This is a genomic window from Archangium sp., from assembly GCF_036389735.1.
In the GTDB taxonomy this organism is placed as follows: domain Bacteria; phylum Myxococcota; class Myxococcia; order Myxococcales; family Myxococcaceae; genus Archangium.
In genome coordinates, this window is record NZ_DASVWK010000719.1 from 1 (window position 1) to 13,012 (window position 13,012).

Annotated in this window: 15 protein-coding genes and 1 pseudogene; 9 read left to right on the forward strand and 7 right to left on the reverse strand. The window is 69.1% G+C overall.

The window, feature by feature from the left end; genetic code table 11:
* Nucleotides 1-132: 132 nt before the first annotated feature.
* Genes VF794_RS25480 through rpmH form a run of 5 tightly spaced genes read right to left on the reverse strand, consistent with a single transcriptional unit; the run spans nucleotide 133 to nucleotide 3,581 of the window.
* Nucleotides 133-954, reverse strand: a complete 822-nt coding sequence (locus tag VF794_RS25480) for a hypothetical protein (RefSeq protein ID WP_331114744.1) — start codon at nucleotides 952-954, stop codon at nucleotides 133-135.
* Nucleotides 951-2,780, reverse strand: coding sequence for a membrane protein insertase YidC (yidC, locus tag VF794_RS25485; protein ID WP_331114746.1), 1,830 nt, complete (start codon nucleotides 2,778-2,780; stop codon nucleotides 951-953). The genes VF794_RS25480 and yidC overlap by 4 nt, the downstream gene beginning before the upstream one ends.
* Before the next feature lie 18 nt (nucleotides 2,781-2,798).
* Nucleotides 2,799-3,017, reverse strand: coding sequence for a membrane protein insertion efficiency factor YidD (gene yidD / locus VF794_RS25490; protein ID WP_331114748.1), 219 nt, complete (start codon nucleotides 3,015-3,017; stop codon nucleotides 2,799-2,801).
* Nucleotides 3,014-3,415, reverse strand: a complete 402-nt coding sequence (rnpA, locus tag VF794_RS25495; RefSeq protein ID WP_331114750.1) for a ribonuclease P protein component — start codon at nucleotides 3,413-3,415, stop codon at nucleotides 3,014-3,016. The genes yidD and rnpA overlap by 4 nt, the downstream gene beginning before the upstream one ends.
* A gap of 13 nt (nucleotides 3,416-3,428) precedes the next feature.
* Nucleotides 3,429-3,581: a 50S ribosomal protein L34 gene (gene rpmH / locus VF794_RS25500; protein WP_331114752.1), complete on the reverse strand. Its 153-nt coding sequence runs from the start codon at nucleotides 3,579-3,581 to the stop codon at nucleotides 3,429-3,431.
* A 370-nt stretch (nucleotides 3,582-3,951) separates the two neighbouring features.
* Here rpmH and dnaA point away from each other — a divergent pair, with 370 nt between their 5' ends.
* From dnaA to VF794_RS25510, 3 genes and pseudogenes are all read left to right on the forward strand, one after another.
* On the forward strand, nucleotides 3,952-5,304 hold the full coding sequence (dnaA, locus tag VF794_RS25505) for a chromosomal replication initiator protein DnaA (RefSeq protein ID WP_331114754.1): 1,353 nt from the start codon (nucleotides 3,952-3,954) through the stop codon (nucleotides 5,302-5,304).
* Between the two features lie 59 nt (nucleotides 5,305-5,363).
* Nucleotides 5,364-5,474: pseudogene (locus VF794_RS41765) on the forward strand (AAA family ATPase); the annotation flags it as partial.
* Between the two features lie 610 nt (nucleotides 5,475-6,084).
* The gene (locus VF794_RS25510) at nucleotides 6,085-6,213 is read left to right on the forward strand and encodes a hypothetical protein (protein ID WP_331114756.1); all 129 of its coding nucleotides are present in this window, start codon (nucleotides 6,085-6,087) and stop codon (nucleotides 6,211-6,213) included.
* Nucleotides 6,214-6,220: 7 nt separating this feature from the next.
* On the opposite strand, the gene VF794_RS25515 is transcribed toward VF794_RS25510, so the two are convergent.
* Nucleotides 6,221-6,847 carry a hypothetical protein gene (locus VF794_RS25515; protein WP_331114758.1) on the reverse strand — a complete coding sequence of 209 codons (627 nt, stop codon included), beginning with the start codon at nucleotides 6,845-6,847 and terminating at the stop codon, nucleotides 6,221-6,223.
* Between the two features lie 244 nt (nucleotides 6,848-7,091).
* On the opposite strand from VF794_RS25515, the gene VF794_RS25520 reads away from it, so the two are divergent.
* Nucleotides 7,092-7,718, forward strand: a complete 627-nt coding sequence (locus VF794_RS25520; protein WP_331114760.1) for an NAD(P)-dependent oxidoreductase — start codon at nucleotides 7,092-7,094, stop codon at nucleotides 7,716-7,718.
* A gap of 1 nt (nucleotide 7,719) precedes the next feature.
* On the opposite strand, the gene VF794_RS25525 is transcribed toward VF794_RS25520, so the two are convergent.
* A complete protein-coding gene (locus VF794_RS25525; RefSeq protein ID WP_331114762.1) occupies nucleotides 7,720-8,235 on the reverse strand; it encodes a secretin and TonB N-terminal domain-containing protein in 516 nt (171 codons plus the stop codon).
* Between the two features lie 177 nt (nucleotides 8,236-8,412).
* Here VF794_RS25525 and VF794_RS25530 point away from each other — a divergent pair, with 177 nt between their 5' ends.
* The 5 genes from VF794_RS25530 to VF794_RS25550 all read left to right on the forward strand — a co-directional run bounded on the left by VF794_RS25530 (nucleotide 8,413) and on the right by VF794_RS25550 (nucleotide 12,951).
* The gene (locus tag VF794_RS25530) at nucleotides 8,413-9,228 is read left to right on the forward strand and encodes a hypothetical protein (RefSeq protein WP_331114764.1); all 816 of its coding nucleotides are present in this window, start codon (nucleotides 8,413-8,415) and stop codon (nucleotides 9,226-9,228) included.
* A gap of 71 nt (nucleotides 9,229-9,299) precedes the next feature.
* Complete coding sequence (locus VF794_RS25535) at nucleotides 9,300-10,421, forward strand: hypothetical protein (protein WP_331114766.1); 1,122 nt, start codon at nucleotides 9,300-9,302, stop codon at nucleotides 10,419-10,421.
* An 84-nt stretch (nucleotides 10,422-10,505) separates the two neighbouring features.
* Complete coding sequence (locus VF794_RS25540) at nucleotides 10,506-10,727, forward strand: hypothetical protein (RefSeq protein WP_331114767.1); 222 nt, start codon at nucleotides 10,506-10,508, stop codon at nucleotides 10,725-10,727.
* Nucleotides 10,728-10,849: 122 nt separating this feature from the next.
* Entirely contained in the window at nucleotides 10,850-12,313 is a 1,464-nt protein-coding gene (locus VF794_RS25545; RefSeq protein WP_331114769.1) for a hypothetical protein, read from the forward strand.
* 11 nt (nucleotides 12,314-12,324) lie between these two features.
* Nucleotides 12,325-12,951, forward strand: coding sequence for a hypothetical protein (locus VF794_RS25550; RefSeq protein ID WP_331114771.1), 627 nt, complete (start codon nucleotides 12,325-12,327; stop codon nucleotides 12,949-12,951).
* Nucleotides 12,952-13,012: the final 61 nt, after the last annotated feature.

Genomic DNA, 13,012 nt, shown 5'->3' on the forward strand with positions numbered 1-13,012 from the left:
CTTGAAGGCGGGAGACTCCTCGTCTCCACGCAACCGGAAGCTCATCTTCAGCACGGCCGCGCCATACAGCTTGTCCTTGAGGGACTTGGCCTTGCCCATACGTTGCCCTTTCTAAAGGCCCCGAGGGACACGCTAGCCCTCGAGGTCGTCGTCTTCGTCATCCGGCAGCATGCTCCGCTTGGGCAGCGGGGCGGGCTTCTCCGGGGTGAACACCACGCGCCGGTTGCGGCCCTCGCCTTCGCAAGAGACCTTCACGCCGGACACACCCTCCACAGCCTTCATGACGCGCGCGCGGTCGTCTTGCTTCACTGTAACGAGGGCGTAGAAGCGACCCAGGGTGGCCGACTTCTCGGCGAGCTTGCGGGCGACCTCGCGAAGGGCGGCGTCCTCGGGGACCTCCAGGGAGCGCTCATCGGCCTCGCCCCCACGGACTGGAGCCGGGGCCCGGGCCTGCTGCGCGGGAGCGGAGGCCTTGGCCTGCTGCGCGGGAGCCTGCTGCCCCCGAGGCGCCTTGGCCTTGGCCTGGGGCTGGGCCCGGGCCGGCGCGGGCGGGGCCTGCTGGGGCGGGGGAGCGGGGGCGGCGGCCGGAGCCTGCGGAGCGGCCTGGGCGGCGGCCTGCTCGCGCTTCAGCCGCTCGCCGCGAGGCTCCGGGTGGACGCCGGCACCGACGAGCACGAAGCGCCGCTCGGTGCCCGGACGGTGGAGCATCTTGTTGAGGAGGAACTGGAGCGAGTCCACCACCTGGCTGCGCTTGCCGGACTCGACGCCGGCGGGGGCCTCGCCCAGGAAGTGGAGGGCGACGGCCAGGCTGCCGTCGCTGGCGTCCTTGAAGTCGAGCCGGGCGGGGAAGCCCATCATGCCGAGGATGTCGGTGAGGAGCTTCTCCACGCGGGGGCGGATGTCCGCGCCGCCCGCTGGAGCCGGAGTCGTCTCGGGTGCCTGCACGTCGCTCACTTGCGCTTGCCTCCCGCGGTGGCCGGAGCCGGGGTGGGCCCGCCGCCGCCATCGCGCTTCTCCAACCACTTGCGCAGCCCGTACTGCTGGGCGATGGAGAGGATGTTGTTGGTGAAGATGTAGAGCGCGAGGCCCGCCGGGTAGTTGAAGAGGGTGGCGGTGAAGAGGATGGGGACGAACCAGGTCATGATCTTCGCCTGCATCGGGTCACCCATCTGCGGCTGGAGCTTCTGGGTGATGATCATGCTGACGCCCAGGGCGATGGGCAGCAGGTAGGTCGGGTCCTTGTAGGTGAGGTCCCTCCACACGGGGCCGAAGAAGGGCTCCTGGTAGATTTCGTAGCTGTTGCGCAGGGCGGTGAAGAGGGCGATCCACACGGGCATCTGGATGAGCATCGGCAGACAGCCGCCGAGCGGGTTCACCTTCTGCTCCTGGTACAGCTTCATCATCTCCATGTTCTGCCGCTCGCGGTCGTCCGCGTACTTCTTGCGCAGCTCCTCCACGCGCGGCTGGAGCTTCTTCATGGCCTCCATGCTCACCATGGAGCGGTGGGTGAGGGGCAGGAGGATCGTCTTCACCAGCACGGTGAGCAGGATGATGGCCAGGCCCCAGTTGCCCGTCATGCCGTGGAAGAAGCCCATGATGGAGACGAGCAGCTTGGCGATGACGGCCCAGATGCCGTAGTCGATGGTCTCCGTCAGGTTGGGGGTATAGGTGGAGGCGGTGGTGCCGGTGGCCTGGCGCACGGAGGGGCCGGGCACGGCGGCCAGCAGGTTGGGATCCTTGGGCCCCAGGTAGCCGCCGAAGCGGAACGTCAGCGTCTGGCCGGGCGCCGCGGAGAGCGGGAAGGCCACGACGACGCCCCGGACCTGGGCGGTGGACACCAGCGAGCAGCGGCCCTGCTGCGGCCCCTCCAGCGGGTAGAGCGCCGAGAGGAAGTACTGCTGGTCGATGCCGAAGTAGCTCACCGGACCGCTGAGCTCCTCGGGGTCCGGCTCGCTCTGCTCGGGGGCCAGCTTGTGGTGCTCCTCGCCCACCTGGCACGAGGCGTGGCTGAGGTTGCCCACGCCGCCGAAGAAGGACGGGGCGTGCTCGGAGTTGGGGTCGATGGCGCGGCTGTAGTGCACCTCCAGCTCACCGGTGAGGGGCTGGGCCGAGGTGTTCCGCACCTGCACGGTGTAGGCGAGCTCGAAGCCCTCCTTGACCCACTGGAACGACTTCGTCACCTCCCAGGGCCCCTGGCGCGCGGTGAAGGTGGCGCCCGTCTCGGCGTTGGCCGTCTCGGCCACGGCGTAGGGGGTGGTGGCCGGCAGGGGCGAGGCGCCGGTGATCGCCACGGCGAGCGGCAGGGGCTGACCCTGGACGGGCTGCGCCAGGTTCATCTGCGGGGGCGGAGGCACCTCACCGCCGAAGAGGAGCTTGAAGCCCTCGGTGACGGAGAGCTGCTGCTGCTCGCGCATCTTCGTGCCCTGGAGCACGGCCGAGGTGAGGCCGGCGCCCTGGCTGGAGAAGGTGTAGCGGGCCTCCTCGCGGTAGAGGTCCAGGGTGCGCACGGGAGGCGGCGGCGCGTCGGTGGGAGCGGCCACCCCGGTGCCCGGGACGGGAGGCGTCGGCGTGCCGGGAGTGCCAGCCAGGGGAGCGCCGGTGCCCGCGTCGGCGAGGGCCGTCACCTGCCCCGCGTCCGCCGCCTCGGCGCCCGGCTGGGGCCCCTTGGCCGAGAAGAAGAAGGTGTAGGCGAAGGTGAGCAGCATCGCCAGGGCGAGCGCCACCATCAGTCGCCGTTGGGAGTCAGGCGAGTTGGGCGAGAGCGGATCGAGATCGTTCATAGACCAGGGGGCGGCGCGCTAGGGAACCGGGTCGAAGCCGCCGGGGTGGAAGGGCTGGCAGCGCAGCAGGCGCCACACGGTGAGGCGCAGGCCGCGGAGCCCCCCATGCTTCTGGAGCGCCTCGAGGGCGTACACGGAGCAGGTGGGGTGGAAGCGGCAGGCCGGGGGAAGCAGCGGCGAGAGGAAGCGCTTGTAGAGGCGGATGGGAATCGCGAGCAGGTAGGCGAGCGGACTCATCGGGCGGACTCCCGGGGGCCAGATGGGAAGAGCCTCTGCAACCGGCGGGTGACACCATCGAAGGCGCGAGACAGGTCGTTGAAGGAGGCGTCCTTCGCGGACTGACGCACGACGAGGACCACATCCACACCGGGGGGCCACTGACCCCGGCGCTTGCGGAAGATCTCCCGCAGGAGCCTGCGCAGGCGGGCACGCACCACGGCGTTGCCCACCTTGCTGGAGACGGTGAGGCCCACGCGGCTGACAGGCAGCTTGTTGGGCCTCACGAGCCCCAGGAGGCAGTCAGAGGGAATCTTCTGACCCTTGTCCTGGACCTCGAGGAACTCGCGACGGGAGAGCAGGCGGACGGCCTTGGGGAAGCGCTCGTCAGGAGCTGGCGCCTGGCCCTCGACCTTCACGCGAGCGTCCCGACTACTTCTTGTAGGCGGACACCACCAGGCGCTTGCGGCCCTTGGCGCGGCGGCGCTTGAGGACGTCCTGGCCGGCCTTGGTGGAGTTGCGCTGCCGGAACCCGTGGGTACGGTTGCGCTTGATCTTCGACGGCTGATAGGTGCGCTTGGACACGACTGAACTCCTGGGACAGCGGGGCACGCCCTCCGGAGGCGGGCGCCCTTATCCATAAGACTGAGGAAGGCGGCGCTCGTAACCCGATCTCCCACCCAAGTCAACGTCGGATCACTCCGGGCGGTCGAGTCGGGCCTGCTCGCCCTCGTTTTGCATCCCACACCCGGGGTGAAACGGTGGTGGAGGTGGGACGTCGGGGCCACAACCGCCGGGAGGGGGCGGGGGATTCCAGGAGGGGGTTGCGATCTGACGGGGGGAGCCAGGGGTGCGGAATCCCTGGGAATGGGGCGGCAAACTTGATCGCCCAGGGGGGGCCTGTTAGCACGGTCGGCCCCCTGCCTGGCGGTGCGCCAGGGCTCCGGAGGTCATCGTGAACGCCCTCGCCCATTCCCTCGTATCGACGCCAAGTGCCGAGAATCTCTGGGAACGGATGCTGGACTGCCTCAGGCAGGACAAGCGCGACTACGCGCTGTCGTGGATCGGCCGGATGCAGCCGCTGGAGGTGCGCGAGGACACGCTGGTGCTGGCGGTGCCGGACCGGTTCTACCGGGACTGGATGGACAACCACTACCGCAAGCTGATGGAGGCGACGCTGGCGCGGGTGACGGAGCAGCCCTCGCGGCTGGCCTTCGAGGTGGTGGCGGGGATGGCGCCGGTGCCGACGCTGCAACCCGCACCGGCGGTCAAGAGCGATGGGCGCAGGCCCCCGCGGTTGAACGCGCGCTTCACGTTCCAGAACTTCGTGGTGGCCGACAGCAACCAGCTGGCGGCGGCGGCGGCGCAGGCGGTGGCCGACAGCCCGGGGCGGGCCTACAACCCGCTGTACGTCTATGGAGGCACGGGTCTGGGCAAGACGCACCTGCTGCACGCCATCGGCAACAAGATCTGGGAGCGGGATCCGACGCAGCGGGTGGTGTACCTGTCGAGTGAGCAGTTCACCAACGAGTACATCGAGAGCGTGCGCGAGCAGCGGATGCCGGAGTTCCGCAGGAAGTTCCGGGATGACTGCGACGTGCTGCTGATCGACGACGTGCAGTTCCTGGGACGGAAGGAAGAGACGCAGCGGGAGTTCTTCCACACCTTCAACACGCTGCACGAGCTGGGCAAGGCGATCATCCTGACGAGCGACATGGTGCCGGCGGAGGTGCCCGGGCTGGAGGAGCGGTTGCGCAGCCGCTTCAACATGGGGCTCATCACGGACATCCAGGAGCCGAGCTTCGAGACGCGGGTGGCCATCCTCCAGAAGAAGGCGCAGCACGAGGGGTTGGATCTGCCGGACGAGGTGGCGCACTTCATCGCGCGAGCCATCCAGAAGAACGTGAGGGAGCTGGAGGGGGCGCTGGTGAAGGTGAGCGCCATCCACTCGCTGTCGAGGCACCCGGTGACGGTGGAGTTCGTGTCGCACGTGCTCAAGGACGTGCTGCCGACGCGGCAGGTGGTGGACGTGGAGAGCATCCAGCGCGAGGTGGCGCGGTACTACAAGGTGCCGGTGGAGTCGTTGAAGGAGGACCGGCGGCACAAGGCGCTGGCGCACGCCCGGCAGGTGGCGATGTACTTGAGCCGGAAGCTGACGAAGGGCTCGTTCCCGGAGATCGCCGCGAGGTTCAGCAAGGACCACTCGACGGTGATTTCCGCGGTGCGCAAGGTGGAGAAGCTGCGCGAGACGGACGCGGGCGTGAAGCGGGAGCTGGACGAGCTGGAAGCGAAGCTGACGGGCGAGTGAGCTGACCGTCGGAGCCGTTTGACCGGACCTGACCTGAAAGGTAATGTGAGGCTGCCGCCATGATCCGGTCCATCACCCTGCAGAACTTCAAGAGCTTCGGCGAGCGGCAGGAGATTCCACTGGAGCCCATCACGGTGCTCGTGGGGCCGAACAACTCCGGCAAGTCGAGCTTCATGAGCGTGGGTCGGTTCGTGGCCAATGCGGTGATTGGCTCAGTTGAAGAGGCCTTGAATCAGGAGGGAGGGGCCTCCTTCATCATCCATCGACCTGTCCAAGGTGATGGAGAAGTCATCCTGGAGTGGAAATCGGGTGAAGGGGGCTACTTCCTGGAACTTATTCGGAGCGGAGTCTCCGCCCGTGTCCTCGGCGAGCGCTTGGATGATGCCAAGGTGCAGCCTGTTCTCAGGCGCGACACAACCGGTCAAGTCATCTTCAGAGATGTAGTGAAGCAATTCACACGCGCCGGGACGACCTACCTGGGCTTGAGCTATCTCGTCGAACACAACCGGAACGAGCCCATCTGGGCGCCCATCGTGCGCTCCCGGATGATCAAGCTGTCGCTCCCCGCGCTCCGGGCGGACTCCGAGGTCGTTCCGTCCCCCCAGCTCACCCAGGAAGGAGCGGGTCTGGCCGCGGTGCTCGGACTCTGGCGTGGCTCGCAGCCGGAGAAGTGCGAGGAGTTGGAGGCCTTCCTGCGCAAGTGCCTCCCGGAAATCCGCAACGCCCTGGTGCGACCGGCGCCCGTGCCGGGCTATCAGCGCCTGTGGATGCGCCAGGCGGATGGCGAGGAGTTCGACGCCGAGCACCTGTCGGATCGCGCTGGAGCAACTCCACCGCCCGGACGCGCTCGACATCCTGCGCGCGCGTCCCAGCTTCCAGCACTTCGAGCAACAGGTGCGCTCGTGGTGAGGCCCGCTCACAGCGGGGGCACGTCTTCTACGTCCTCCACGTCCGGGAGGTATCGCTCCGACAGAGAGTGTTCGAGGGCCGCATCGAGCAGTTCCGCGACCTCCTGTTCACTGTACTTGAGGGAGGAGCCCAGCTCCCGCGCGAGCGAGGCCAGCACGGACTCGATGCGCTCCAGGTCTTTTCGCCTGGCGCGTCCATCCGCCACGCCAGAGTAGGGATGGTAGACAAGCCTCCCACCATCGAGCCGGGCCCGCGCTCGGGGTGGTCCCAGGCCGCGCAGCTGCTCTCCGAGGAGAGAATCGAAGTACTCCCGTCCCAGCTCCTGCTCCAGGGGCTCGAAGCGCTCTCGCAGCAAGAGCGCGAAGCGACGCGCCTCTTCATCCGGATCCGCGAGCCGCGTCCCTGTCTCCAGAGACCAGCGGGTGAAGCTGTCCGAGTGCGGCACTCGCATCTCCGAGAGCTGGCGGTGCAGGGACAACAGCACGCGGTACTCCGGCTGGCGTCCCGAGTCGTCCAGGTGCACGCGGACCACGTTGCTGCCGGAACGAACTCGCTCGCGCAGGAGCCGGACGTGGGGCTCGTCGGTCGCCCCCTTCAAGGATTGATGGACGAACTCCTGCCAGCCCTGCCTCATGAGGCCAAACCTGCTGCGCTTCCGGTATCCCGTCAATCACCCGTCCCACCTGGATATCCACTCACTGCCCCTGGAGAAACTCCGGAGCGAGCTCGAGGGTCTCCAGCGACTGGAAAATTGACCCCCTGGCCGCCTCCCTCCACTCCGAGCGTGCGGACAACGTGCCACCAGAGGCGCTATATCCCTGGCCCCACTCGTTCAACGATGGGCTGAACACGGGACGGGGTATGGAGGAGAGGCACCCATGCGGTTGACGGTCTTCGGAGCGACGGGTCGGGTCGGGCACACCCTGGTCCATGAGGCGCTGGAGCAGGGACACGACGTCACGGCCTACGTGCGAGATCCCGCGCGGCTGAAGCACAAGCACGGTCGGCTCTTCGTCCGCAAGGGCAGCCTCGAGGACGCCGCCGCCGTGGCCGACGCCGTGCGCGGCACCGAGGTCGTCGTGAGCACGCTGGGGGCTCGGGACGTCACCCACTCCGTCACCGTCGTCACCCAGGCCACCCGCACCATCTCCGCGGCCATGAAGGCCGAGGGCGTCCAGCGCCTCGTGGTGGTCGGCGCGGCGGGATTGCTGCCCCACCCGGCGGGCGGCCTCACCGGCGAGCACGGACTGCCCCCCTTCCTGCGCCACGCCTTCGAGGACCACCGCAACGCCTTCCAGGTGCTCCAGGAGAGCGGGCTCGACTGGGTGGTGGTGTGCCCTCCCGTCATGCCCAGCGGCGTCCACACCGGCAAGTACCGCACCGCCGTGGAGGCCCTCCCCACGGGCGGCCGGCAGGTGTACGCCGAGGACGTGGCGGACTTCACCCTCACCGTCGCCACCCGCGACGAGCACCACCGCGTCCGCATCGGCATCGTGGGCGACTGAGCTACGGCAGCCTCGGCTCCTCCACGTCCGTGACGATGAGCGTGTTGGTGCGCGCGTCCACGCTCACCGAGCCCCGCGGCGACAGCACCCCCTTCACGTGGTTGGCCATGTCCGCCGCGCTCGCGTAGTTCACCGGGATGAACCAGGTGCGCAGCGGCGCCGACCGCGTCTGGGCTTCTTTGAGCCGCGCGCGGGCCTCGGCCTCCTCCTGGAGCGTCTTCAACGACGCCACGCGCAGGATGTTGCCCCGCCGCTCCATGCCCAGCCCCCGAGCGGCCAGCACCACGTCCAGCGCCTGGGTCCACGGCACGTTGCGCAGCGTGAGCGTCACCGTGCCCTGCACCTCGTCGCCCACCACCAGGTTCATCCGGCCCGCGTCCGCCAGCAGCCGCAGCACGTCGTGCACGTTGGCCTTCGTCACCTCCAGGGAGATGCGCCGGGCCTCCTTCGGCGGGCGGGCCAGCGCGGGCGCGGCGGCGAGCGCCAACGCGAGGAACACGACTCGGGCCTGTCTCATGCGACCACTCTAACCCCCGTCCCCAAGGCCTTCACGGTGCGCCTTCGTGCGCTCCGGGCCCACACACGCTCCCGTCTCCCTCGTGCGTGGCCAACGTCAGGCCTCCAGGGTCCAATAGGGTGCAAACCCGAGGGGCCCTGGCCGGAAGACCCCTCCCCAGTCCCCAGAGACAATCCCATGAACGCTCGCATCCCCTCGCTTCGCCCGTCGCTCCTGTCCGCCGCCGTCCTGGCCCTCACCGCCTGCGGAGGCGAGGGCGCCTCGCTGCGCTTCTCCGTGCACGAGGGCCTGGCCACCTCCCCCAGCCCGCTCGTGGCCGGCGCCGAGGGCTCCGTCGTCGCCCCCACCTTCCGCTCCAGCGACAACGTCACCTTCACCCTCACGGCGGCCCGCATCCACCTCAAGGACATCCGCCTGGACCTGCCCCAGGGCACCAGGTGCGCCGAGGTGCGCGGCCTGCTCGCGGGCGCCGAGTGTAAGGGCGGTGACTCCGGCAGCGGCTCGGGCACTGTCGTCGTCCCCGGCCCCATCGTCGTGGACCTGATGACGGGTGCCACCACCCCGGACCTCTCCGGCCTCCAGCTGCCCGCCGGAACCTACAAGCGCATCGACTTCCGCCTGGACGAGGCCAAGGCCGGCGAGGTGCCCTCCACCGAGCCCCTCGTGGGCTACAGCCTCCTGGTGAAGGCCGGCTTCTCCCACAACAACACCCCCACCACGCTCGACCTGAAGCTCAAGTTCAGCGAGGACGCGCGCTTCGAGTCCGCGACCGGCGTCGAGGTGGGTGCCAATGACGCCCTGCTCGCGCTGCTCAAGCCCCAGGCGTGGCTCGAGGGGCTGCCCGTGGCCTCCTGTCTCAACAAGGGCGACCTCACCCTCTCCAACAACGTGCTGCGCATCGACGATCAGGCCAAGGGCGAGTGCAGCGGCGCCGAGGGGCTCGTGAAGACCAACATCAAGAACAGCGGCGACCTGCGCAAGTCGAAGGACTAGCCCGCACCGCCGCTCGCCACGCGCCTCCCGCCGGCTGACGCGGTAGGCTCGCGGGCCCGAGGAGGCGACGGATGGTTCCCGGTTCCGACGACATCATCGGCTGTCCGTCCTGCCGCGCTCCCCACCGGCGTGGCTCGCTCATGTCTGGCAATACCGTGGGCGCGCGCTGGTGGTCGGACGGCAAGCGCGAGGCGCCCATGCTCCCCTCCAGTCCCCTGGTGACGCGCTGTCGCGGGTGTGGCCAGTACTTCTGGCTCCACCGGGGCGAGCGGCTCGGGCGCATCTCGGGCTTGCAGTCGGACACCTCCCGGGACGTCGTCCTGGTGGACGTGGGGCCCCGGCCCGTCGAGGTCCACGGCATCCTGCGCCGCGTGCTCGGCGAGGAAGCGCCCGAGGGGAAGGCCTTGCACGTCCCCCTGGAGCTGGCGCGGGACATCCCTTGGGGCAAGGCGAAGGCGCTCATCGAGGAGCTTCAAGCGGCCGGGGCCACCGCGCGCGTCCGGCCCGTCTGGGAGCCCCCCGCGCGACCCTGGGTGAACTACCTGCTGACGGCGGTGGGGCCCCGGCGCGTCGAGGTCATGGCCCTGCTGCGCGAGCAGTTCCGCGTGAGTCTGGCCGAGGTGAAGGAGTTGCTGGAGCGCCTGCCGTTGCAGCTCCTCCGCCCGGAGCTGTACCGCGACCTCCCCACGTTCATCGCGAGATACCGGGCCGCGGGCGCGACGGTGACGGAGCAGGAGATGCGGCCCAGGGAAGAGGAACCCCTGCCGGGAGAGGCGTTCCCCCCGGAGTGGCTGGAGCTGCCCGGGGTGGCGGAGCTTGCCGAGGAGGAGCTGCTCGCCGCCCTGGCCGCGGGGGTGGCGCGGGGCAGGGAAGAGGAGCGCGAGCTGCGCCTGCGCGCCTGGTGGGCGGGGAATGATCCCTACCGGGAGCCTGGGGCGGCCTGGAAGCCGTTCTCCGAGCGGGCACCAGCGGCTCGGGAGAACCTGCGCGCGCTCCTGAAGCTGCTCGATCCGGAAGAGCCCCTGGAGGGCTTGCTGAAGGCCGAGGCCCTGCGGGAGCTGGAGCACTTCGACGAGGCGCGGGCCCTGCTGGCCTGGGTGCCATCTCCCGAGGAGCTGCGCAAGGTAGGGGAGCAGCTCCGGGTGCTGGCGGAGCAGCGCGTGCCCGAGGTGCGGGTGACGATCGGCTCCTGAGGCGAGGGGCAGGCGTCCCTTGTGGCCGCCGGCTTCCGAGCCCACCCTCGAAGGGGACGAATCCAGCCCACGAGGGAGACAGCCATGGCGGACAGCAACAACTGGGGCAACTGCAAGGGATGCCGCTACTTCGACAGCCACCACCCCAACCCGGGTGACACCGAAGTGGCCAGGTGCATGCAGCCCGAACTCGAGGAGTTCGATCTTCAGGTCTCCGGCATGAGCGGCTGCGCCGAATTCGAGGCCCGTACCGGCATCTCCGGTGGCATCTCCCAGGAGCCCGAGCCCGCTCCCGGAATTCATTGAGGCTCGGAGACGGAATTGGCTCGCGAGGCCTGCCACGGAGGGCCTTATCAGGCGCCCTGACGCTGATCATCCTCGTCATCCATGCCGCGTGTACCGCGCGCACTCTCCCGGGTGGCCAAGTGGTGTCGAGCGGCGTCCCTCCGCTGGCGCGCCCGGTAGCCCCCCAACTCGAGCCCGTGGTTGTCGTCGAGGTGGACGTGCTCGAGCCCAGGGGCTCCACCCGGGTGGTGGCCGTTACGAAGGCGGAGTTTCAGCGGGCGGTGCGGCGGCTCGGCGGCCCCCATCAGGTGGAGGGTATACCCCAGGAGACCGCGCAGCGGCTACTCCAGGCCATGCCAGAGGAGGAACTGCTCGCCGAGGTGTACGGCGGCCGCGTCCTGGGTCTGGTGCCCTTGGACGACAAAGGCCCCCTCGTCCCCGAAGTGGAGGCAGCGCTCCGGGACAGGTACCTCGGTTGGTGCGAGGGGCGCGGCGGTGGTGACTGCCTGGGCCTCTTCGACGATGGGCCCTACTTGCGTACGGACGACCGGCGCACGCTGGCTCTCTCCCTGGCCTTCGGCACCGTGCTGGACGAGACAATGGAAGCCCTGGGGCGGGAGCTGCACCCACGGGTGGTGCTCTCCTCGCTGGTGTGGACAGCCGGGATGTATCTCGCCCTCTGGCTGGTGCCCGAGCCGAGCACCAAAGCGGTGGCGGCCACGCTGTCGGTGCTCCGCCTGGCGTGGCTGGGGGTGGATGCGGTGTGGGGACTCGTGGACGGGTGGGCCGCGATGGCGCACCGGGCCCACGAGGCCACCACGTTCGCCGAGCTGCGCGAGGCAGGCGAGGAACTCGGGAGGGTGCTGGGAACGGACGCGGCCCGGACGCTGATCCTCGCCGTGGCCACGTTGAGCGGGCGCACGCTTGGAGACGTAGCGGCGCGGGTGCGCTCCCTGCCGAGGTACGGCCTGGCGCAGGCACAGTGGCAGGCCCAGGGCTTCCGGATGCCGGTACCGGAGGCGGTGGAGCAGGTGGCGGCGGTGGAGAGGGCGGCGGCTTCCTCGGGCCGCGCCCTCGCGGTCCTCACGTCACCACAGGGCCCCCTGGCTGGAGCGATGCTCAGCCAGAACAACGCGGCGGTGACTTTTCCCGGTCACTCGGGAACCATCGCCATCCGGCATCGAGGCGGCAACCAGCAGTTCATCCTCGGCAATGGCCAGCGGTGGCACCTCCCTCGCGGGAAGGGGCTCAATGACATCCCACCGGAGGACAAGCTGGGGGACGAGCTACAGGCGGCGGCCACCCGAATAGCGAAGGAGTGGGGACCACACCGGCTCACCCAGCCGGAGAGAGCTGCCATCGATAGGGCCCGCGAGGCGGGCAAGCATGGCAACGCCCTGCATATGGAGGGGCTGGCCCGTGGGCGCTGGGTGCAGGAAAAGCTCAAGCTCGAATTCGCTCACCTCAAGTGGAGTCACAAGGGAGTTGATGTCGTGGACCCGCGACCAGGGGGGCAGAAATACGAGGTACTCTCCGGGACCATGGAGAACTTCGGTGTGCACGGGCGACGGATGGCCACCGAACTCTTCCGGATGATCTTCTTTTGAGGGGCACGCGGATGTGGCTCGGCAACATCGTCTACGAGGACCGGGAGATCGACGATGAGCGGCTGGAGCTGGCCGCCGACACAGACCGCCTCATCTACCTCGGGCCAAACCTGACGCTGCGGCGGTGCACGGTCGTTGTGCGCGTGCCGACGAGTCGGTTGATCCTCCGGCAACCGCGCCTCATCGACTGCGCCCTCGAGCTGAAGCAGGAACTGAGGAACCACCGGGGCTGGGTAAGCGCCTCGCTGAAGGGTTGCCGGCTCAAGGGGCGCATGTTGGGCTGCGACTTCGGGCCCTTTCCCGGTTACATGACCGGGGGCGAGCACGGCCATGTGGAGGACTGTGACTTCTCCGAGGCCCGCCTGGACCTGTGCCGCTTCCACGGCTGCGACATGCGGACGCTGCGATTGCCGCGCTGGCCCTGCTTCACCATCCTCGACCCCATCGGCCGCGGTCGCGAGCTCACGAGCGTGAAGTGGCCGGGAAGTTTTCGCCCCGTCACGTTGGAGGGCCCTTACCAGGAGGTGCCCTCGGTGGTGGCGACGACTTTCTACGCGCCGGCCGAGGCGAAACGAGCCGGAACCACCGAGGAGGAACTCAAAGCCGCCATTGAGCGGTTCGACTTCATCGTCCACTGAGGGCAGCAGTTGGACTGAGGCTCGAGCCCTCCAAAACGAAACCGCCGCCCGCGAAGCTTCG